Source organism: Leisingera sp. ABD4_442 (assembly GCF_056160905.1).
Genome location: NZ_JBSWYB010000052.1, coordinates 1 through 20728 on the forward strand (window position 1 = coordinate 1; position 20728 = coordinate 20728).

At 62.4% G+C, this 20728-nt stretch carries 17 protein-coding genes and 1 pseudogene; 13 read left to right on the forward strand and 5 right to left on the reverse strand.

Annotated features, from left to right (window positions below; genetic code table 11):
* Nucleotides 1-123: 123 nt before the first annotated feature.
* Both ACXAHG_RS21980 and ACXAHG_RS21985 read right to left on the reverse strand, forming a co-directional pair.
* A complete protein-coding gene (locus ACXAHG_RS21980) occupies nt 124-1479 on the reverse strand; it encodes an aminotransferase class III-fold pyridoxal phosphate-dependent enzyme (protein ID WP_475060776.1) in 1356 nt (451 codons plus the stop codon).
* A 47-nt stretch (nt 1480-1526) separates the two neighbouring features.
* Nucleotides 1527-2306, reverse strand: coding sequence for an IclR family transcriptional regulator (locus ACXAHG_RS21985; RefSeq protein ID WP_475060778.1), 780 nt, complete (start codon nt 2304-2306; stop codon nt 1527-1529).
* Nucleotides 2307-2467: 161 nt separating this feature from the next.
* Between ACXAHG_RS21985 and ACXAHG_RS21990 the strand changes: the two genes are divergently transcribed.
* The 6 genes from ACXAHG_RS21990 (at nt 2468) to ACXAHG_RS22015 (ending at nt 10650) form a co-directional block, all read left to right on the forward strand.
* Nucleotides 2468-3415 (forward strand): tripartite tricarboxylate transporter substrate binding protein, encoded by a 948-nt coding sequence (locus ACXAHG_RS21990; RefSeq protein WP_475060781.1) that lies wholly within the window; start codon nt 2468-2470, stop codon nt 3413-3415.
* A 70-nt stretch (nt 3416-3485) separates the two neighbouring features.
* Complete coding sequence (locus ACXAHG_RS21995) at nt 3486-4016, forward strand: tripartite tricarboxylate transporter TctB family protein (RefSeq protein WP_475041633.1); 531 nt, start codon at nt 3486-3488, stop codon at nt 4014-4016.
* A 9-nt stretch (nt 4017-4025) separates the two neighbouring features.
* Complete coding sequence (locus ACXAHG_RS22000; protein ID WP_475060783.1) at nt 4026-5645, forward strand: tripartite tricarboxylate transporter permease; 1620 nt, start codon at nt 4026-4028, stop codon at nt 5643-5645.
* The gene (locus ACXAHG_RS22005) at nt 5552-6994 is read left to right on the forward strand and encodes an aldehyde dehydrogenase (protein ID WP_475060802.1); all 1443 of its coding nucleotides are present in this window, start codon (nt 5552-5554) and stop codon (nt 6992-6994) included. Before ACXAHG_RS22000 ends, ACXAHG_RS22005 begins: the two co-directional genes overlap by 94 nt.
* A 102-nt stretch (nt 6995-7096) precedes the next feature.
* A complete protein-coding gene (locus tag ACXAHG_RS22010; protein ID WP_475060786.1) occupies nt 7097-8329 on the forward strand; it encodes a Tm-1-like ATP-binding domain-containing protein in 1233 nt (410 codons plus the stop codon).
* A gap of 230 nt (nt 8330-8559) precedes the next feature.
* Complete coding sequence (locus ACXAHG_RS22015; RefSeq protein ID WP_475041638.1) at nt 8560-10650, forward strand: 3-hydroxyacyl-CoA dehydrogenase NAD-binding domain-containing protein; 2091 nt, start codon at nt 8560-8562, stop codon at nt 10648-10650.
* Nucleotides 10651-10832: 182 nt separating this feature from the next.
* Here the strand turns inward: ACXAHG_RS22015 and rpe are convergent, their stop codons facing one another.
* On the reverse strand, nt 10833-11522 hold the full coding sequence (gene rpe, locus ACXAHG_RS22020; RefSeq protein WP_039174918.1) for a ribulose-phosphate 3-epimerase: 690 nt from the start codon (nt 11520-11522) through the stop codon (nt 10833-10835).
* Between the two features lie 216 nt (nt 11523-11738).
* On the opposite strand from rpe, the gene phnC reads away from it, so the two are divergent.
* The 5 genes and pseudogenes from phnC to ACXAHG_RS22045 all read left to right on the forward strand — a co-directional run bounded on the left by phnC (nt 11739) and on the right by ACXAHG_RS22045 (nt 16516).
* Complete coding sequence (phnC, locus tag ACXAHG_RS22025) at nt 11739-12557, forward strand: phosphonate ABC transporter ATP-binding protein (RefSeq protein ID WP_475041639.1); 819 nt, start codon at nt 11739-11741, stop codon at nt 12555-12557.
* A gap of 64 nt (nt 12558-12621) precedes the next feature.
* Nucleotides 12622-13524 carry a phosphonate ABC transporter substrate-binding protein gene (phnD, locus tag ACXAHG_RS22030; protein WP_475041640.1) on the forward strand — a complete coding sequence of 301 codons (903 nt, stop codon included), beginning with the start codon at nt 12622-12624 and terminating at the stop codon, nt 13522-13524.
* Nucleotides 13525-13638: 114 nt separating this feature from the next.
* Complete coding sequence (gene phnE, locus ACXAHG_RS22035; protein ID WP_475060788.1) at nt 13639-14508, forward strand: phosphonate ABC transporter, permease protein PhnE; 870 nt, start codon at nt 13639-13641, stop codon at nt 14506-14508.
* Nucleotides 14505-15881 (forward strand): phosphonate ABC transporter, permease protein PhnE, encoded by a 1377-nt coding sequence (gene phnE, locus ACXAHG_RS22040; protein WP_475060791.1) that lies wholly within the window; start codon nt 14505-14507, stop codon nt 15879-15881. Before phnE (ACXAHG_RS22035) ends, phnE (ACXAHG_RS22040) begins: the two co-directional genes overlap by 4 nt.
* Nucleotides 15882-15913: 32 nt before the next feature.
* Nucleotides 15914-16516 (forward strand): annotated as a pseudogene (locus tag ACXAHG_RS22045) (LbetaH domain-containing protein).
* Between the two features lie 222 nt (nt 16517-16738).
* On the opposite strand, the gene ACXAHG_RS22050 reads toward ACXAHG_RS22045, so the two are convergent.
* Both ACXAHG_RS22050 and gap read right to left on the reverse strand, forming a co-directional pair.
* A complete protein-coding gene (locus tag ACXAHG_RS22050) occupies nt 16739-17809 on the reverse strand; it encodes an Mrp/NBP35 family ATP-binding protein (RefSeq protein WP_475060794.1) in 1071 nt (356 codons plus the stop codon).
* Nucleotides 17810-18044: 235 nt separating this feature from the next.
* The gene (gap, locus tag ACXAHG_RS22055) at nt 18045-19073 is read right to left on the reverse strand and encodes a type I glyceraldehyde-3-phosphate dehydrogenase (RefSeq protein ID WP_475060797.1); all 1029 of its coding nucleotides are present in this window, start codon (nt 19071-19073) and stop codon (nt 18045-18047) included.
* 150 nt (nt 19074-19223) lie between these two features.
* Between gap and ACXAHG_RS22060 the strand changes: the two genes are divergently transcribed.
* On the forward strand, nt 19224-20228 hold the full coding sequence (locus tag ACXAHG_RS22060; protein WP_475060800.1) for a LacI family DNA-binding transcriptional regulator: 1005 nt from the start codon (nt 19224-19226) through the stop codon (nt 20226-20228).
* A 136-nt stretch (nt 20229-20364) separates the two neighbouring features.
* Nucleotides 20365-20580: a hypothetical protein gene (locus ACXAHG_RS22065; protein WP_475041653.1), complete on the forward strand. Its 216-nt coding sequence runs from the start codon at nt 20365-20367 to the stop codon at nt 20578-20580.
* Nucleotides 20581-20728: the final 148 nt, after the last annotated feature.

Sequence of the window (20728 nt, forward strand, 5' to 3'; positions counted from 1 at the left end):
CCCCGCCCCTTGTGCTTTTACCCCCCTAAGCCCCCCCCCCACAGCCCTTTTCTCCCCCGCCCCTTTCTACGATTTCCTCCCACACCCCTCCCCTCCCCTCCTCGGCAGCGGTTGCCGCCTGGGTCAGCTCACCGCCGCGAAGCCTGCGTCCAGGGCGGAGAGGATGGTATTTGCCTCCGCCTCGCTCAGCACCAGCGGCGGTGAGAGGATGATGTTGGGGCCGGAGACCCGCACCATGGCGCCAGCCTCATAGGCAACCTCCTGCAGCCTGCCGATGGTTTTCTTGTCTACCGGCGCCTTGGTGGCGCAGTCTGAAACCAGTTCCAGCGCGCTCATCAGCCCATGGCCGCCGCGCACGTCGCCGATCAGCTCGTATTTCTGCTGCAGCGACAGCAGTCCCTGATGCAGCTGGGTACCCCGGGCAGTGGCGTTTTCCGGCACATTCAGTTTCAGCGTCTCTTCCAGGCAAGCCAGCGCCGCCGCGGCTCCAACCGGATGGCCGGAATAGGTGTAGCCGTGGCCGATGGCGGCTTTGCCGCTGGTGTCCTTCTCGAAAGTCTCGGTCAAATGGTCCGCGATCATCACCGCACCGAATGGGAAGTAGCCGTTGGTAATCGCCTTGGCCGTGGCCATCATGTCGGGCTGCACCCCCCAGTGCCGCGAGCCGGTCCAGGAGCCGGTGCGGCCGAAAGCGGTGATCACCTCGTCAGCGATCAGTAGAATACCGTGTTTGGAGCAAATCTCACGCACGCCGGGCATGAAGCTCTTGTGCGGCGGGATCACACCGCCTGCACCCAGGATCGGCTCCATGATGAAAGCCGCGATAGTGCCTGCGCCCTGGAAGGCGATTTCGTCCTCCAGCGCCTGCAGGCAAAGCTGGGCCAGCCGCTCCGGATCGCTCTCATTGAACGGGTTGCGGTAGGTATACGGTGCCGGGATCTGGAAGCAGCCGGGCAAGAGCGGCTCGTACTGAGTGCGGAAGTTGGCATTGCCATTCACTGAAGCACCGCCCATGTGGGTGCCGTGGTAGCCTTTTTTGAGGCTCAGGAATTTGGTGCGGCCTTCTGCGCCGCGGATCTTGTGGTACTGGCGCGCCAGCCGCAGGGCGGTTTCCACCGAATCCGAGCCGCCGGAGGTGAAGAAGGCGCGGGTCAGACCGTCAGGGGCGAAGAACTTGCGCAGCTCCTCGGCCAGCTGGATCACCTGGTCATTGGTGGTGCCGCGGAAGGTGGAGTAATAGGGCAGCACATCGAGTTGCGCGGCGATGGCGTCTTTCACCGGCTGGCAGGAAAAGCCGAGGTTCACGTTCCACAGGCCGCCGACTGCATCGACCACCTCATGGCCGTCCACATCGGTGATCTTCACCCCTTGCGCAGAGGTGATGATAGCGGGCGGATTGGCCAGGCTGTCGCCGGGATGCGCCATCGGGTGCCACAGCGACTTGGCATTGTGTTCTTTCAGGAAGTTGGAGTCTTTCATGCGGTCAGCTCCTGGATGCAGCCCTGCTGGGGCTGGAGAAGGGGAAGTCAGGCGGTATCGTCCTGCGGGTAGTCCGCGGGGGCAGAGCCGCCGATACGATGGGTGAGGGTGGCACCCGCGCGGCGCAGGGCTGCCGGGATCAATTGCTTCTGTTCGGGGCTCATGCGTGAGACAGGAGCCGCCACGGCCAGCGCGCCGATTACCTGGCGGTCGGGGCCGAAGACCGGCACCGCGTGGGAGTGCACATCGGCCTCAAAACCGCCGATCGACTGGGCCATGCCTGTATCGCGGATCTCGGCAATCTGAATGCGGATCTGCAGCGGGTCGGTGACGGTTTCCGTGGTGTGGGCTTGCAGCGGCTGGGCCAGCACGCCGTCGACAAATCCGGGGTCGGCATAGGCGAGCACGGCAAGCCCGGAGCTGGTGCCGTGGTAGGTCAGCACCTCTGCATCTTCCATCATCACTTTGGTGGCATGGCGCGGCGAGTAGGCATGCGACAGCGAATTCAGCTGGCTGCCCTGCAAAAGCGAAAGGTGGGTGGTTTCGCCTGTCTCATCGCTCAGATCGCGCAGCACCCGGCGCGAAACCGAGAGAATCGGCACCGCTGCCTCGCGCAGGGCGGCAAGCCGCAGAACCTGCGGGCCAAGCCGGTACATCCGGTCGCCATCGGTCTGTTCGACAAAGCCCGATTCCTGCAGCTCGGTCATCATCCGGTAGACGGTTGCCTTATTCATGCCGGACAGGCGCGTGAGGTCGCTCAGCCCGATTCCGGTCCTGCCGTGGTTGAAATATGTCAGTAATGACAAGGCTTTGGATACAGTTCCCATGCGCTTGCCTGTGCTCCCTGTGTCGTCCTTGCGGGCGGCTATCTTCGAAAAAGGCGCACCCGTGATGCAATTTTGTTGACAGATAACGGGGTGGGCTGTCAATCTAAATTCAAACCAATGGTTCGAATAATGAACCGATCTAAAAAGCTGGGAGGAAAGCCATGAAACTCAAGACCCTGATGAAAGGTGCGGTTGCAGCCGCGGCTTTGGGGCTGAGCGCGGTTGCCGCGCAGGCCGAATATCCGGAGAAGCCGGTGAATTTCATCGTGCCCTGGCCTCCGGGTGATTTGGAGGATGTGCTGACCCGGATGATCGCAGAGGACTTCCAGAACGAATACGGCGTCGCGGCTGCAGTGGTGAACAAGCCGGGCGGCGGCGGCGGGCCGTTCCCGGGTGCGATCGAGGTCGCCAATGCGCCCAGCGATGGCTACACCATCGGCTCTTTCGTGATCGGCGTGCCGGTGATGGGCCACCAGATCGACATCCCGCCGCTGACGCCTGAAAAATTCGACCCGCTGGGGATTTTCCTGACCTATCCCTTCGTGATCGCCACGTCCGGCGATGCGCCCTACAGCACGATGGAAGAACTGGCGGCCTATGCCAAGGAAAACGACGTGGCGCTGGGGCACTTTGGCGATGTGCTGACCCCGACTCAGGTGACCAAGGCTTATGCCAAGAACGCCGGCTTTGAGTGGGGCTCGGACGCGGCCTTTGACGCCTTGGACTGCAACACGCTAGCCTCCGGCGACGCGGATGTGATTAACACCACGCTGCAGCTGGTGCTGCCCTGCCTGGATCAGGTCAAAGTGCTGGTCTCGATCACCGATGAGCGCATTCCGCTGGCGCCTGATGCGCCGACCATCGGCGAGCTGGACGAGAGCCTGAACATCGCTTTGTGGAACGGTCTCTTTGTGACCAAGGACACGCCGCAGGACGTGCGCGACAAGATCATTGCCGTCGCAGAGAAGACGGTGATGAGTGAACGTGCCCAGAACGTCGCCAAGGAAACCGGCGCGCTGGTCTATTGGCAAAGCGCGGACGACAGTGCGGCCCGTGTCGCCAATGATATCGGCACCATGGCCCGCATCGGTGGCCTGCTGTCTGAGTAAATCTCCCCCTGCACTGGGGCCGTGACTGGCCCCGGTGCCTTTTCACTCGCGCGGACAAAGAACTCCTCTTATGCCTTCGGAACGTGAACACCGCTTTGCCGGGCCGCGGCGCGGACAGCTGGTCTTTGGCCTCATCCTGTTGGGCACGGCGCTGCTGCTGCTGGCCCTGATCGGTGACCAGACCGCTTGGGTCAAGAAGACCAAGCTGTTTGCCCAGCCCCGGTTCTGGCCTGCCGTCGCCATTGGCGGCATGGCGCTGATGGGCGGCCTGCATCTCTACAAACTGCCTTGGCGGCGGGTCAGCCGTTATGACCTGTGGGAAGTGAAACGCTGGGGGCAGGTGTTCGAATTTGCAGGCTGGTTCATGGGCTACGTCCTGCTGGTGCCTATTATCGGCTACCTGCCTGTAACGATGGCGTTCGTGCCGCTTCTGTGCCGGCGGATGGGCTACCGCAGCCGCTTCATGCTTTGGGCAGGCGTTGCCTTTGCCATCATTGTCGTGGTGCTGTTCAAGGGCTTCCTGTCGGTCAAGATCCCGGGCGCGCTGGTCTATGAGTATCTGCCCGGCGCTTTGCGCAGCTTCTTCATTCTCTACCTCTGAGCGCCTGTCATGGATCTGATCCTCTCTGCAATTGACATCCTGATGCGCTGGGACGTGGCGCTGGCGCTGCTAGCGGGCTCGGTCGGCGGCGTGCTGATCGGCGCTATCCCTGGCGTCGGCCCCGCCGTTGCCATTGCGATCCTGCTGCCCGCAACCTTCTCGATGGACCCGATTGTCGGCCTCACGGTCCTCTTGGGGATCTACGGATCGTCCATGTACGGCGGCTCTATCCCGGCGATCCTGATCAACACGCCCGGCACCGCGGTCAATGCGCTCACAACCTATGACGGCTACCCGATGACCGCGCGGGGAGAGCCGCGCAGGGCCTTGAGCCTTGCTTACTCCGCCAGTTTCTTCGGCGGCATCTTCTCGGTCATCTGCCTGATCCTGTTTGCGCCGGTGCTGGCCAAGGTCGCACCGATGTTCGGCTCGCGCGAGATCTTCCTGGCGGCGTTGTTGGGCCTTATCCTGGTGGTTGTCGCCCACCGAGGCCAGGCACTGGTTGCCGGCGCCTTGGCCTGTTTCGGGATCTTCCTGCAGACCATCGGCCTGGAGCCGGTGAAATACACCCAGCGCTACACTTTCGGTCAGGACTTCCTGGGCGGCGGCATCAACCTGATCGTGGTGGTGCTGGGCCTGTTCGCCATTTCCCAGGCCTTTGTGCTGCTGACGGACGAGGATGAGAAGGTGCGCTTGACCCGCCTGCGCGGCGGCATGTTCCAGGGGCTGCGCGAGCTGGCCCGCCACCCCCGCGTGGCTGGCGTTTCCGCATCTTTCGGCGTGCTGATGGGGATGATCCCCGGCGTTGGCGAATTCACCGCCCAGTTCATGTCATACACCTATGCGCAGAAGACCTCGAAACGGCCGCAGGACTTTGGCAATGGTTCCTCCGAAGGGCTGATCGCGGCAGAAACCGCCAACAACGCCGTGCCCGCCGCCGCCATGGTTCCGCTCTTGGCGCTCGGCATCCCGGGCGAGGCGCTGACGGCGATGATGCTGTCGGTCTTTTACGTGCACAACGTGGTGCCGGGACCGGGGCTGTTTCAAAATGACATGGATTTTGTCGTCGCGCTGTACCTTGCGCTGTTGGTTCTGAATGTCCTGGTTCTTGTCTTCCTGCTCTTTGCTACCAAGTCGCTGATCCAGGTGGTCCGTATCCCCAACCGGTTCCTCGGTGTCTGCATCCTGACGCTGAGCTTTGTCGGGGTCTACAGTTTGCGCAACTCCGCCACCGACTGCGTGATGGCCGCGGCCTTCGGCATCCTCGGCTATGTGCTGAAACGCCTGTCGCTGCCTTCGGTGCCGATCATCCTGGGCATGGTCCTGGGCGGCATCATGGAGGTGAAGCTGCGCGCGGGCATGGCCCGGGTGAAGGAGCCGCTCGATTTCATCGACCGCCCGGTGGCGTTCATCCTGTTTCTACTCATCGTCATCGTTCTGGCGGTCCACATCCTGCGGGTGCTGAAGGACCGGAAAGAACTGAAGGAGGCCGAATGGCAGACCAACAGCGCATCGACAAGCTTCGGCAGCTTGATGTGGCGCCGCAGAAACTCTTTCTTGAAGGATCATGGAAAGAAGGTTCGGGCCAGACACTCGAAGTTGCTTCGCCGGTTGACGGATCTGTTCTGACGACGCTGGCGGGCGCTTCTGCAGCAGATGTTGAAAGCGCTGTGGCGTCGGCGCGGCGGGCGTTTGCGGACCGCCGCTGGGCGGGACAGAGCCCCGCCGCACGGAAGGCAGTGCTGCACAGGATTGCCAACCGGATCGAGGTCGAGGCGGTTGAGCTGGCAGTGCGGGGTGTGCGCGACAACGGTACCGAGTTCAACATGGCGCTGAAGGCCGAGCCGGGATCGGCGGCGGGCACCTTCCGCTATTACGCCGAGGCGCTGGATAAGGTGGCGGGAGAGGTCGCCCCGACCGCGCCGGACGTGCTGGGGCTGGTGCACCGGATGCCGGTGGGGGTGGTGGGGGCCATTGTGCCCTGGAACTTCCCGCTGATGATCGGCGCCTGGAAGCTCGCGCCTGCGCTGGCAATGGGGAACTCGGTTGTGCTGAAGCCTGCTGAGACCGCTTCGCTGACGCTGCTCAGGCTGGCAGAGATCTGTTCCGAATGCGGATTGCCGGACGGGGTGCTGAACGTGGTGACTGGCTCCGGCGCCGAGGCCGGTGCGGCACTGGCGATGTCAAACGATGTGGATGTACTCGCCTTCACCGGCTCCGGTGCGACTGGCCGCAAGCTGCTGGAAGCCTCGGCGCGCTCAAACCTCAAGCGTTGCTATCTGGAACTGGGCGGCAAGTCTCCGAACATCGTCTTTGCGGATGCACCGGATCTGGCCAAGGCGGCCAAAGTGTCGGCTGCAGGTATTTTCCGCAATTCGGGCCAGGTCTGCGTGGCAGGCTCGCGGCTGCTGGTCGAAGCCTCCATTCACGACGAATTCGTGGAAATGCTGAAGGCCGAGACCGAAGCGCTGCGGGTTGGCGATCCGCTGGATCTAGGCACGCAGGTTGGTGCTGTAAGCTCCGAAACTCAGCTGCGCCAGAACCTGTCTTTCATGGATATGGCGCGGGCTGAGGGCGGGCAGGTGATTACCGGGGGCACGCGCATTCTGGAAGAGACCGGCGGCACCTATATGGCGCCGGCCATCGTCACCCATGTGGCCCGCGATCACGCACTGTTCCAGCGCGAGGTCTTCGGGCCGGTGCTGGCAGTGACAAGTTTCGAAACCGAGGAAGAAGCGCTGAGCCTTGCTAACGCCACCGACTATGGCCTTGCCGCAGGAGTGTGGACTGCAAATCTGTCCCGAGCCCACCGGATGGTGGCGGGTATCCGGGCAGGCGTTGTGCATGTGAACACCTATGGTGGTTCAGATAACACCGTACCGCTGGGCGGCGTCGGCCAGTCCGGCAACGGGCATGACAAATCGCTTCATGCGCTGGACAAATACACCGACCTGAAGACCGCTTGGATCCAGCTCTAAGGCAGATTTGCGAGGCAAAACCTGCGGCCTCCGGCGGGAGTATTTGGGGAAAGATGAAAGGGCTTATGTGCTTCAGGGCGCAGGCCGCAGGGAGAACGGAATATGACGAGCAAAACGATCCTGGTTGCCGGAACCTATGACACCAAGGACGATGAGCTGGGATATCTGGCAGAGGTGATCCGCGGTCAGGGCGGCTATGTGCTGACAATGGATGTGAGCGTGCTGGGCGATCCCAGCCAGCCAACAGATGTCAGCAAGCATGAGGTGGCTGAGGCCGGGGGCAGTTCGATCCAGGCGGCAATCGACTCCGGTGACGAGAATACTGCCATGCAGATCATGGGTGCGGGGGCTGCTGCCAAGGCTCTGGAGCTGTACCGTGCGGGCCGCATTGATGGCGTGATCGTGCTGGGCGGCACTATGGGCACGGATCTGGCGCTGGACATGTGCGCGGCCCTGCCGGTGGGGGTGCCCAAGTACATAGTCTCCACCGTTGCGTTTTCACCGCTGATGCCTCCGGAGCGGATGCCGGCCGATGTGCAGATGATCCTTTGGGCGGGCGGGCTTTACGGTCTCAACTCGATCTGCAAGGCGTCGCTCAGCCAGGCAGCAGGCGCAGTTCTGGGGGCTGCGCGGGCAGTGGAGCCGCCCAAACGCGGCCGGCCGCTGATTGGCATGACCTCCTTCGGTAAGACCGTGCTGCGCTACATGGTGGCGCTGAAACCCGCTTTGGAGGACCGCGGGTTCGAAGTGGCGGTGTTCCACGCCACCGGAATGGGCGGGCGGGCGTTTGAGAGTCTGGCGGCGGAGGGCGCATTTGCCGCGGTGATGGATTTTGCCCCGCAAGAGGTTTCGAACCACCTGTTCGGCGGGCTTTCGGCTGGGGCGGACCGGATGACCAATGCCGGGAAATCCGGCACGCCGCAGATGGTGGCGCCGGGCTGCTACGATCTGGTGGATTTTGTGGGCTGGCAGGAGACGCCGGCACAGCTGCGAGACCGGGAGACACATGCCCACAACCGGCTGCTGACCTCTGCCATGCTGGAAGCGGGGGAAAGGCGGCAGGTGGCGCAGGCGATCTGCGGCAAGCTCTCTTCTGCGCAAGCTCCGGTGGCGCTGCTGCTGCCGGCTGGCGGCTGCAACGAATGGGACCGCCCCGGCGCTCCACTGTATGATGCGGAGGGGCAGGGGGTCTTTTGTGATGAAATGCGGCGCGGCTGCCCGGGGAATGCTCAGCTGCATGAGTTGGACTGCCATATCAATGATGCAGAGTTCTCTGCCAAGGTCTTGGAAATCCTGGATGGCTGGATCAGCAGCGGAGTGGTCGAAGCCAGCTGATAGGCCACATTGCTGGTTTGCCTGATAAGGTGTTTCAAAAAGTTTCCATTTACATCGGTTTCTGTTACGTAACCGCCAGCATGACAGGCGGCCTGAGGCTGTGGGCACCGCGACGCGGGGTTTGCGGTTTTTCTGCTGCCATTGGGGCTTGGCGCCGGTTCGGCTGCTGTGCCTAATCTGTTGGGAGCCAGGCGCAGGCACTGCCGCCGCGGAAGAGAGAGGAAAACCGGATGAGTGAAGCCATTGCATATGAGCGCGTCGGCGATATTGCCGTTCTGAAGGCGCAGAACCCGCCTGTGAACGCACTGGGCATTGATGTGCGCAAGGGGCTGCTGGCCGGGGTTGAGCGTGCTGAAGTGGAGGGTGCCAAGGCGGTGCTGATCTACGGTGAAGGCAGGACATATTTTGCTGGCGCCGATATCCGCGAATTCGGCAAACCGCCGCAGGAACCTTGGCTGCCGGGCCTGTGCAACCGGATCGAAGCCTCGCCGCTGCTCGTGGTTTCTGCCATGCACGGCACTGCGCTGGGCGGCGGGCTGGAGGTGGCCTTGTCGTCGCATTACCGGATTGCGGTGCCTTCGGCCAAGATGGGGCTGCCGGAGGTCAACCTGGGCATCCTGCCCGGGGCTGGCGGCACCCAGCGGCTGCCGCGTCTGTCCGGGTCTGAGGTGGCGTTGGAGATGATTACCACGGGCCGCCACATCAGCGCGGCGGAGGCGCTGGACAAGGGTATCATCGACCGCATCGAAGAGGGCGAGCCGCGTGAAATCGGCCTGACGTATGCGCAGGAACTGCTGGATGCCGGCGCGCCGCGCCGGGCTGTTGGGGAAATGCCTGCGCCGGAAGCGGTGGATTTTGATGCAGCCTATGAGGCGACGCTGAAGAAAGGCCGCGGCCAGCTGTCTCCGGCGACGGCCGTGCGGGCGGTGCAGGCGGCGGTAGAGGCTGAGAGCTTTGAAGCCGGGCTCAAGCGCGAACGCGCGCTGTTCACTGAGCTGATGGAATCGGATCAGCGGCAGGGGCTGATCCATGCCTTCTTCTCGGAGCGGGCGGTCAGCAAGCTGCCGGAACTGGAAGGCGTTGAACCGCGGGACGTTTCCGCCATGGGGGTGATCGGAGGCGGCACCATGGGCGCGGGCATCGCCACTGCAGCGCTGCTGGCTGGATTGCTGGTGGTGTTGGTCGAAATGACCGAAGAGGGGGTTGCTGCAGCGCGCGGCCGGATCGAGGGTAATCTGCAGGGGGCCCTGAAACGGGGCAAGATCACCCAGGCGCAATATGATCAGCTGACCGGCGAGGCACTGACCGTGTCCACGGACTATGCCGCGCTGGGCCAGGTGGATCTGGTGGTCGAGGCCGTGTTCGAGGACATGGGCGTCAAGCGTGAGGTTTTTGGCAAGCTTGACGCGCATTGCAAGCCGGGGGCGGTGCTGGCGACCAATACCTCCTATCTGGATGTGGATGAGATCGCCGCGGCAACTTCCCGCCCGCAGGATGTGATTGGGTTGCATTTTTTCTCGCCCGCGCATGTGATGAAGCTTTTGGAAGTTGTGGTGGCGGAGAAGACTGCGCCGGAAGTTCTGGCCACCGGCTTTGCCCTGGGCAAGCGGTTGAAGAAGGTCGCTGTGCGCTCTGGCATCTGTGACGGATTCATCGGCAACCGGATCATGAACGCCTACCGCAAGGCGGCGGAATATGTGGTGCTGGATGGGGCGTCGCCCTACCAGGTGGACAAGGTGGTGACCACTTTCGGTTTCCCCATGGGGCCGTTTGCAATGGGGGATCTTGCCGGGCTGGATATCAATTGGGCCGCCCGCAAGCGCCGTGCGCCGACGCGGGATCCGCGCGAGCGGGTGCCGCGGTTCTACGAGCTGCTCTGCGAGGGCGGCGATTTCGGCCAGAAGACCGGCAAGGGATTCTATGTCTATGAGGCAGGCAAGCGCGGCGGCGTGCCGAACCCGGAGGTGGCGGAGCTGATTTCCAAGGATCAGGAGCAGCAGGGTGTGACCCCGCGGGAGTTCTCCGACGCGGAGGTGTTGCGCCGCTATATGTGCGCTATGGTCAACGAGGCCGCCAAGGTGGTGGGCGAAGGCATCGCCCGGCGCCCGCTGGATGTGGATATGGTGATGCTGTTCGGCTATGGCTTCCCCCGCTTCTGGGGCGGGCCGCTGAAATGGGCGGATCTGCAGGGGCTGGATGGCATCCTGGCCGATATCAAGACCTATGCGGTTGAGGACGGGTTCTTCTGGCAGCCCGCGCCGCTGCTTGAGAAGCTGGTCGCTGAGGGCAAAACCTTCGACTCACTGAACAAAAGCAGCTGAACTGGCGGGCAGGCGCCCTTCCGGCCCGTCGAGGGCCATCAGGACGCGGCCCGGCTTTGCCGGGCTGGGCACGCAAACGCTGGCCGTAGCACGAAAAAGCGCCGCGCGGAACGCGCGGCGCCTGGCCCAACAAGAGCAGCGCATCTTGGATGCGCCCGGCGATTGGCGGGAGAGGCCGGTGCTCAGGTCCAGGTGCCTTCGGTCGAGGCACGGATCTTGCGGATGTTCTCGCCGTAGACTTCCGGAGTGTTGACCGAGCCTCCCTTGAACACTGCGGAGCCTGCGACCAGCACGTCGGCGCCGGCTTCGGCCACCAGCGGCGCGGTGGTGGGGTCGACACCGCCGTCGATCTCGATATGCACAGGACGGTCGCCGATCATCGAACGCAGGCGGCGGATTTTGGCGGTCATGTCGATGAACTTCTGGCCGCCAAAGCCCGGGTTCACGGTCATCACGCAGACAAGGTCTGTCAGGTCCAGCAAATGTTCCACCGCCTCAGCCGGGGTTCCGGGGTTCAGCGCGACGCCTGCTTTCATACCCGCCCCGCGGATCGCCTGCAGGGTGCGGTGGATGTGCGGGCCTGCCTCAATATGGGCGGTTAGCACATCGGCACCGGCATCGGCATAGGCGTCGATATAGGGATCGACCGGCGCGATCATCAGGTGCACGTCCATCACGGTTTTCACATGCGGGCGGAACGCCTTCACGGCTTGCGGACCGAAGGTGAGGTTCGGCACGAAATGCCCATCCATCACATCCACATGCACCCAGTCTGCGCCTTGGGATTCGATCGCCTGGATCTCCTGGCCAAAGTTGGCGAAATCGGCAGACAGGATGGAGGGCGCAATCTTGATCTTGCGGTCAAAGGACATCTGGCAGCTTCCTTTTGCAAAGGGAATTGAGGAGTCGAAGGCCGTATAGACTGTCCGGACCGCTGTGCACAGGGGGCAGATTGCGCAGCGGGTCCGTTTCCTTGAGTGCCGCGCCTTCGGGTTGCGCCGGGCCGCGTTACAAAACTTTCACGGCAGTGACACATGAGCTTTGAGCAGGGCGGCTAGGCAATCCCGGAACGAGAAGGGAGCGCCCCGGTGCTGCGCATTGACAAACTGACCAAACGTTTCGGCGGTAAGATCGCGGTGGATACCGCCACGCTGGACATCGACAAGCCCTGCATGATCGGCATCATTGGCCGCTCCGGCGCAGGCAAATCCACCTTGCTGCGGATGCTGAACCGGCTGGAGGACGCCAGCAGTGGGCGCATCCTTTTCAAGGACCGCGAAATCACCGGCCTGAAGGGCAGGGACAAGCGCGCCTGGCAGTCCGAGTGCGCGATGATTTTCCAGCAGTTCAACCTGGTGCCGCGGATGGATGTGGTGTCCAACGTTCTGCACGGCACGTTGAACCGCCGCAATGCGATGGCGACGCTGTTCAACCTGTACCCAATGGCTGATATTCACACGGCGATCGACATCCTCGACCGACTCGGCATTGCTGAACATGCCGCCAAACGGGCGGAGGCGCTGTCGGGCGGTCAGCAGCAACGGGTGGCGATTGCCCGGGCGCTGATGCAGAACCCGAAAATCATTCTGGCGGATGAGCCGATTGCCTCGCTGGACCCGATGAACGCCCAAACCGTGATGGAGGCACTGCGCCGCATCCACGAGGAAGACGGGCGCACCGTGATTGCCAACCTGCATACGCTGGACACCGCGCGCCGCTATTGCGACCGGGTGGTCGGGATGCGCGACGGGCGCATCGTCTTTGACGGGCTGCCGGAGCAGCTGACCACCGGTGTGGCCCGGGAGATCTACGGCGCCGGAGAGGAATTTTCCGAGGCCGCCACCTCAACCGAGATCGAAAGGCTGGAAAAGACGGACGCGATGCGCTCCGCCATTCCCGCTGAGTAAGCCCGAACCTGAATTCATCGACCCGGCGGGCTGCTCTGCCGGGACCCAACCGGAGAGACATGAGATGAAGAAACTGATTGCTGCCGTTCTGGCAACCACTGCGCTGACTGCCCCTGTTGCGGCAGAAGAGATCAAGGAATTCCGCATCGGTATTCTGGGCGGCGAAAACGCTCAGGACCGTTTGAGCAAGCAGGAGTGTCTGCGTGAACAGAGCGAGGAGCTGCTGGGTGTCGAGACCAAGCTGTTTGCCCCTGCCGACTATAATGGCGTGATCCAGGGCCTTTTGGGCGGCACCATCGACATGGCGTGGCTGGGTGCCTCTGGCTATGCCAAGACCTATCTGTCAGATCCTGAAGCGGTTGAACCGGTTCTGGTCAAGGTCAACAGTGATGGCGGCTATGGCTACTATTCCATCGGATTTGCCCGCAAGGACAGCGGAGTTGCCTCGCTGGCGGATCTTAAGGGCAAGACCTTCGGTTTCGGCGACCCGAACTCCACCTCGGGCTACCTGATCCCCTCGATCGAAATCCCGCAGGTGACCGGAGCCACCATGGACTCCGGCGACTACTTCGGTGAAGTGAAATTTACCGGCGGGCATGAGCAGACCATCGTTGCGGTTGCCAATGGCGATGTGCAGGGCGGCGTGACCTGGGCGGACGGCCTGGGTGAGTGGGAAGACGGCTACAACTCCGGCGCGCTGCGTCGTGCGGTTGATGCAGGCCTGGTCGACATGAACGACATGGTCGAAATCTGGAAATCCGCACCGATCCCGGAAGGCCCGTTTGTGCTGCGCACCGAGCTGCCCGAAGATGTGAAGGTCAAGATGACCGGATTGCTGGCCTCGATGAACTCCATCGACCCGGACTGCATGTATAACGTGCTGGGCGGCGAATCCAAAGGCCTGATGCCGATCACCCATGACGCCTATGAGGTCATCATCGAAGCCCGGAAACTGAAGTCCGAGTAATTTCAGCCCAGGACTCATTCAACTGTGCTCTGCGGGGTTCCGGGCGTGCACTGGAACTCCGTAATTTCCCGATAGCAGTTGCATCGGGCATCATTTGAAGACCAGGAAACCCAAATGGCAGATTTAACAGCCGCCCGGCCGGGCATCGAGGACATCCGGCGGCACTACACTGCTCATACCCAGCGCAAGCGGCTCTATGGCGGTATCCTTCTGGCGGTTTTTGTGGCGCTGATGGCCGCGGGGTTCCGCACTGCGGATGCGCGCAATGCAGGCTCCTTTGCCGACGGGTTCACCCGCATCTTTGATTACCCGTCCGAGGTTCTTGCGGAAGCCGCCGAAAAGGCCGCGCAGCTGCCGGGGCATGTGGTGCATTTCTTTCCGGCACTGGTGGAGACGTTGAACATCGCCGCCGCCTCGACCCTGATTGGGGCCGTGTTTGGCACCCTGCTGTCACTGCTGGCGACCCGTGGCATGGCGCCCTGGCCTATGCTGATCCCGCTGTTCCGCCGCATCAGCGACATCTGCCGGGCCATACCGGAAATCGTCATTGCGCTGGTGCTGATCTTTGTCTTGGGCGGCGGGCCGGTGCCAGCGATGATCGCCATCGCCATCCACACCGCCGGCGCGCTGGGGAAGCTGTTTTCCGAGGTGAACGAGAATGCCTCCCTGAAACCGGTTGAGGGCCTCACCTCGGTCGGGGCCACATGGGCGCAGCGGATGACACTGGGGGTCATTCCGCAGGTCGGCCCGAATTATGTGAGCTACGCGCTTTTGCGCTTTGAGATCAATATCCGGGCCTCTGCCATCCTTGGCTTTGTCGGTGCGGGCGGCATCGGCTATGAGCTGAAGAACGCCATGTCCTGGGGGCAGGGGCGCTACGACGAGGCCACCGCGATCTTCCTTCTTCTGTTTGTCACCATCGTGGCCGTTGACCAGCTGTCCGGCCTCTTGCGTGACCGCCTGACCAATGGAGCGAAGGCATGACCACTTTTGACACCACCCTGACGCCGTCGGACCTGAAGTATGACATTTCTCGGCTGTTCCTCAGGAAGCGGCTGATGAACTTTGCCCTGCCCGCTGCGGTGCTGGCCTATCTGGCCTATGTTCTTGTAGCCTTTGACATGGCCGGCCTGTGGGAGCGTGCCAGCCTGGACAACGCCAAGACCCTGGTCAGCGACAGCTACAGTTACAAGACCCATGTCACCCGCGACAACCGCAGCGGTGAGGTGTCGGTGGCGATTGAGGGCGAGCGCAAGGGGGCCTATCCCGATGGCATGTCACCGGAGTGGGTAGCCCTGGGCGAGACCACAGTCATTGATCTGGAGGGCGGGCATAGGGTCACCTTCGGCCCGGAGGCCATCGCATACGTGATCCCCGGCTATGGCACTGTGCGGGCCAGCCCGAGCCGCGGCGCGGGCGTGCAAGCGGAACTGCCTGCCGGTGATGTGCCGGAATGGATCAGCGTTTCGAAGAACCGCCTGGCCATAACCACGGAGGCCGGGCGCCTGACCGTGACCCGCAACCGGGCGGAAGTTTTCCGCTATTTCGCGGGATGGGAGCTGTTCTTCTTTACCCTCGACAGCCCGTATTACGGCATGGGGGCAGGGGAACTTCTGCAGCGCGCTGCCACCAGCGAGGGTGGTGCAATCTTCCAGGAGTTCTGGACCAACAAGATGTGGCGCCATCAGGATGTGGCCTGGGCCATTGCTGAGACCCTGCTGATGGCCTTCCTGGGTACTATTGGTGCGGGCATCATTGCGCTGCCCCTGGCCTTTTTGGCGACCCGAAACTTCATGCCCCTGCGCAGCATCCGCTTTGCCATGCGCCGCCTCTTCGACTTTGTGCGCGGCGTCGATTCGCTGATCTGGACGGTGGTGCTGGCGCGGGCCTTTGGCCCCGGTCCGCTGACCGGCGCGCTGGCGATTTTGGTGACCGATACCGGCACCTTTGGCAAGATCTTCTCCGAGGCGCTGGAGAACGTTGACCAGAAGCAGATCGAGGGGGTGGCCTCAACCGGAGCCAAGCCGGTGCAACGCTACCGCTTCGGGGTAATCCCGCAAATTACGCCGGTTCTGCTGAGCCAGCTCCTGTATTTTCTCGAGTCAAACACACGGTCGGCGACCATAATCGGCGCGATCACCGGTGGCGGCATCGGGTTGTTGCTGACCCAGGCGATCATCACCCAGAAGGACTGGGAGGAGGTGGCCTATTACATTACCTTGATAATTCTGATGGTGATGCTGATGGACTGGTTCTCCGGCTGGCTGCGCCGCCGCCTGATCAAGGGCGAGGGCGAGGGCAGCAAGGCCAAGCGCAAGCTGCGGAAAGCAGAGGGCGAAGCCTTCCTGCTGCCCTGACCCGGTTTCGGATTTCAACAATAGGACAGCTCATGGCTCGTTTACAGGGCGAGGCGCCGCTCATCCACCCGGACTGCACGATCACTGGCAGTAGTTTAGGTGCCTATGTGGAGATTGGGGCTGGCAGCCGGGTGGCAAACGCGGTGCTCGGCGACTACAGCTATTGCGACCGGATCTGTGACATTGCCAACGCAGAGATCGGCAGGTTTGCCAATATTGCCAGCTTCGTGCGGATCGGCGCCTCTGACCACCCGATGGAGAAAGCTTCTCTGCACCACTTTCTCTACCGTTCGGCAAGCTACTGGGATGATGCGGAGTGGTTTGACCACCGCGCCGGGCGTACTGCCAGTATCGGACATGACACCTGGATCGGCCATGGGGCGATGATTAAGCCAGAGGTGACCATCGGGCATGGCGCTGTTGTGGCCTCAGGCGCGGTAGTGACCAAGGATGTAGCGCCTTACACCGTCGTTGGCGGCAACACCGCCTAGGTGATCCGCCGCCGTTATCCTGAAGCGGTTGCCGAGCAGATGATGGACCTAGCCTGGTGGAACTGGAGCCACGAAGCGCTGCGCGCCGCGCTGCCGGATTTCCGCATATTGCGGGCAGAAGCGTTCCTGGAAAAGTACTCTTGATCCGGAATGCAAATACTCCCGCCTGCTGCTGCACATTCGAAGAATGTGCCTCACAGTTGGGCGTGGCGCCGCTGCGCGGCGAATTCAGTCTGCTGAGAAGCGCTTCAGGGGCAGGTGTGCCCTGAAGCGCCAGTTCTATTCTCAGGTCTGCCAGCCCCGCCTCAAGGGCAAAAAGCGCTGCGCGCCGCCGCTTTGCGGCCCTTGACCCGGGGCTGGCAGAGGTCAGGCGGCGCCTGCGTCGACCAGTTGGGTGGCAATGTCTAGGAAGACCTTGGCCTGGGGGCTGCCGGGCTTGGCTGCCACGATTGGGGTGCCGTTGTCGCCGGCCAGCCGCACGTCCAGGTGCAGCGGCACTTCGCCAAGCAGCGGCACGTCTAGCTTTTGCGCTTCCTGCGCCACGCCGCCATGGCCGAATACGTGTTCCTCATGGCCGCAGTTGGAGCAGATGTGAGTGGACATGTTCTCGATCATGCCCAAGACCGGCACGTTCATCTTGCGGAACATGTCGATGCCCTTGCGCGCGTCGATCAACGCCACGTCTTGCGGGGTGGAAACCACGATGGCGCCGTCCACATGAGTTTTTTGCGCCAGCGTCATCTGCACGTCGCCGGTACCCGGCGGCAGGTCGACGATCAGCACGTCCAGCTCTCCCCATTGCACTTGCAGAAGCATTTGCTGCAAAGCGCCCATCAGCATCGGTCCGCGCCAGATCACGGCCTGATCCTCGCCGGTCATCAGCCCCATCGACATCATTGTGACACCATGGTTGCGCAAAGGCAGGATGGTCTTGCCGTCTGGGCTGGCAGGTCGGCCGCTAACCCCCAGCATCTTTGGCTGCGAAGGGCCATAGACGTCAGCATCCAGCAGGCCGACCCTGCGCCCCTGCATCGCCAGGGCGCAGGCGATATTGGCGGAAACCGTGGACTTGCCAACGCCGCCTTTGCCTGAGGCCACAGCGAGGATCCGTGCAACTCCAGGAATTTTTTGCGGCGCCTGCTGCTGCGGCTGGGCGGCTTTCTTCGGCTTCAGGTCCGGAGGCGCCTTTTCCGAATGGGCAGTTAGCATGGCAGAGACCTTCTCCACCCCCGGCAGCGCTGCGATGGCTGCGTCGGCCTTGTCGCGTACCGGGCCGTATGCTTCGGACTTTCCGGGATCGATCTCCAGCACAAAGCGGACGGTGCTGCCGTCGACGGTCACCGCGCGGGCGATGCCTGCGCTGACGATGTCGCCGCCGCTGACGGGATCGGTGATGGATTTGAGCGCCTCGAGGACGGTTTCACGGGTGACGGTCACGCCGGTCTCCTGTAGCTGGTCATGTCTTGCGCCATTTCTGGCGCAATTCAGCGGGTCATGCCAGCGGTACCCGGACGGGAGTTTGATTTAGCGCATCCTGGAGTCAGCTTTTTTGCCGGCTGGCCTTGTTGAGGGCCAAAGGCCTTGCGGCAAACGCTGCAGCGCCGCGCTTCAGCACGGCTCTGGGCCCAACGGGAGGAGGCCCGCGGGGCCGAGGACGGGCGGGAGGATCCAGTCAGCTGGCCAGCGCGACCTCGGCAGCATTCATCACAGTGCCGATGCGGCGGCCAGTGTCCAGCATCCGGTTGGAGAATCCCCATTCGTTGTCATACCAGCTGACAACACGCACCAGCCCGTTGGCGGTAACGGAGGTCTGGGCAGCAGCAAAGCAGCTGGAGTGGGGGTCGTGGTTGAAGTCGACAGAGACCAGCGGATCCTCCTCGTAGGACAGAACCCCCTCCAGACCGTTTCCGGCGGCTGCCTTGACCGCGCCGTTGACAGCTTCAACCGTGGCAGATCGCTCAGGCACAAAGCTCAGGTCCACAACGGAGACATTGGCGGTGGGAACCCGGATGGCAGAGCCCTCCAGTCGGCCCTTCAGATGCGGCAGGACCTCGGAGATCGCCCGGGCCGCCCCGGTGGACGTGGGGATCATCGACAGCGAGGCTGCGCGGGCGCGGTAGAGATCCTCGTGGCTGGTGTCATGTGTCGGCTGGTCGCCGGTGTAGGCGTGGATTGTGGTCATGTAGCCGGTCTTGATGCCAAAGGCGTCGTCCAGAACCTTGGCCAGTGGCGCCAGGCAGTTGGTGGTGCAGGAGGCGTTGGAGACGATCAGGTCTTCCGCTGCCAGATCCATGTGGTTGACGCCATAGACCACCGTGCGGTCGGCATCCTTGCCGGGGGCGGAGATCAGCACCCGCCTGGAGCCGTTCTGAAGATGCCGCGCTGCCTGTGCGCGGGCAGTAAACAGGCCCGTGCACTCATAGGCGATGTCAACATCCTGCCAGGGCAAATCTTCCGGGTTGCGTATCGCACTCAGACGGATGCTGTGAGGACCGACGCGGATCAAGTTATCGGCCAAAAACACGGGTGTCTTCAGGCGTCCGTGAACGCTGTCGTATTTCAGCAGGTGCACAAGAGTCTCCGGGGGCGAAAGGTCGTTGATGGCCACCACCTCGATATCCTTGGCATCGCTTTCCAGCAGCGCCCGCAGCACCCCGCGGCCAATCCGCCCGAAGCCGTTGATTGCAATCTTCAGTGTCATCTCTGATCTCCGGCTGTTGCACCGGAAGTGAATCCGGTAGCGATAACGGTTTCGATACCGGTACCGATATCGATAACGGTAGGCTAAATCAACCCCCGCGCCCGCCAGCGGCCCCTTGCAGCGGCCAGCAAACTGCAAGAGCATGGGTGCATGACGAAGAAACTGCTGCTGAAAGACGTCGCGAAACTGGCGGGAGTGAGCGAAATGACCGCCTCCCGCGCGCTGCGCGGCGCCCCGGATGTCTCCGTCAAGACCAAGGCGAAGATCGAGGAAATTGCCCGCACCCATGGCTACGTGCCGAATCGGATTGCCGGGTCCTTGTCCTCGCAATCGGTCAACCTGGTGGCAGTGGTGGTGCCCTCGCTCAACAGCTTCGTCTTCCCCGAGGTGCTCTCGGGTATTTCTGCTGTCTTGAAAGACAGCCCTTTGAAGCCGGTGGTCGGGGTGTCGGGTTATGATCTGGAGGAAGAAGAAAGTGTCATCCGTGAAATGCTCAGCTGGCGGCCCTCGGGACTGATCGTTGCCGGGCTGGAGCATACGGAGGCTACACGGCGCATGCTGCAGCAGGCCGATTGCCCGGTGGTTGAGGTGATGGATGTGGATGGTGATCCGGTGCGGCACTGCATTGGCATTTCACATCTGCAGGTTGGCCGCGATATGGCAGAGCAGATCCTGGTAGGCGGCTACCGCAGGATCGGTTTTATCGGAACCAAGATGCCGCAGGATTTCCGCGCCCGGAAACGGTTTGACGGATTCACGGACGGACTGGCGGCGCAGGGTGTGGCACTTGCCGACCTGGAACATTATTCCGGCGAAAGCTCGATCCAGACCGGCCGCCAGCTGACGTCACAGATGCTTGCGCGCAGCCCGGACCTTGATTGCATTTACTATTCCAGCGATGTGATGAGCGTGGGCGGGCTGATGCATTGTTTGGTCGCGGGACTGTCGGTTCCCGGCGATATTGCGCTGGCAGGCTTCAACAACCTGCAAATTTTGCAGGGGCTGCCGCTACAACTGGCGACCACCGATGCCTGCCGCCATGAAATCGGAGAGCGTGCGGCGCGGATCATCCTGAAATCACGGGAAACCCGCGGGGCAGATAGGCTGGTTTTCGACCGTCTGACACCTGCGATCAGCTTAGGGGAAACTCTATAGCCCGGTGCTGGTGAATGCGGCAGCTGTTTCCGGTGAAGGCAATAGGCAGCAGAACGGTTTTCAGTAGCTTTGCGGCGCCCCGTGGGGCAGCCTGTGGACAGCCAGTCCAGTCAAGCCAGCCGGAAAAGGAGCCGAGATGCCCCAGTATAACGACATGTTCGAACTGTCCGTTGAGGACATGGAACTGATCGAAACCGCTCTGCAGACCACTAGGGACAGCTTGTCCGAGAGCCAGCCTGTCCCTGGCAGTAGCGCGGAGGAAACATTGCGCCGCGTCCACGAACTTCTGGGCCGCCTCCACAATCAGAAGATTTTTTATTACCCCAAGGACAAGGTCTACGTCAGCGGCTGACGCTGCATGAAAAAGCGCTCCCCGCAGGACGGAGAGCGCTGCAGCCTGGCAAAAGGCTTGCTTCCTCACATTGCAGCTTTGAAAAGCTGGGTGAGGTTCTGTTCGTTGAGTTTGATGGGGTTTCCGCCGCATGAGGGGTCTGTTGCGG

Excerpts from the sequence above, each read along its gene's own strand:
- ACXAHG_RS21980 (WP_475060776.1), bottom strand. The coding sequence starts at position 1,479 with ATGAAAGACTCCAACTTCCTGAAAGAACACAATGCCAAGTCGCTGTGG.
- ACXAHG_RS21985 (WP_475060778.1), bottom strand. The coding sequence starts at position 2,306 with ATGGGAACTGTATCCAAAGCCTTGTCATTACTGACATATTTCAACCAC.
- ACXAHG_RS21990 (WP_475060781.1), top strand. The coding sequence starts at position 2,468 with ATGAAACTCAAGACCCTGATGAAAGGTGCGGTTGCAGCCGCGGCTTTG.
- ACXAHG_RS21995 (WP_475041633.1), top strand. The coding sequence starts at position 3,486 with ATGCCTTCGGAACGTGAACACCGCTTTGCCGGGCCGCGGCGCGGACAG.
- ACXAHG_RS22000 (WP_475060783.1), top strand. The coding sequence starts at position 4,026 with ATGGATCTGATCCTCTCTGCAATTGACATCCTGATGCGCTGGGACGTG.
- ACXAHG_RS22010 (WP_475060786.1), top strand. The coding sequence starts at position 7,097 with ATGACGAGCAAAACGATCCTGGTTGCCGGAACCTATGACACCAAGGAC.
- ACXAHG_RS22015 (WP_475041638.1), top strand. The coding sequence starts at position 8,560 with ATGAGTGAAGCCATTGCATATGAGCGCGTCGGCGATATTGCCGTTCTG.
- rpe (WP_039174918.1), bottom strand. The coding sequence starts at position 11,522 with ATGTCCTTTGACCGCAAGATCAAGATTGCGCCCTCCATCCTGTCTGCC.
- phnD (WP_475041640.1), top strand. The coding sequence starts at position 12,622 with ATGAAGAAACTGATTGCTGCCGTTCTGGCAACCACTGCGCTGACTGCC.
- phnE (WP_475060788.1), top strand. The coding sequence starts at position 13,639 with ATGGCAGATTTAACAGCCGCCCGGCCGGGCATCGAGGACATCCGGCGG.
- phnE (WP_475060791.1), top strand. The coding sequence starts at position 14,505 with ATGACCACTTTTGACACCACCCTGACGCCGTCGGACCTGAAGTATGAC.
- gap (WP_475060797.1), bottom strand. The coding sequence starts at position 19,073 with ATGACACTGAAGATTGCAATCAACGGCTTCGGGCGGATTGGCCGCGGG.
- ACXAHG_RS22060 (WP_475060800.1), top strand. The coding sequence starts at position 19,224 with ATGACGAAGAAACTGCTGCTGAAAGACGTCGCGAAACTGGCGGGAGTG.
- ACXAHG_RS22065 (WP_475041653.1), top strand. The coding sequence starts at position 20,365 with ATGCCCCAGTATAACGACATGTTCGAACTGTCCGTTGAGGACATGGAA.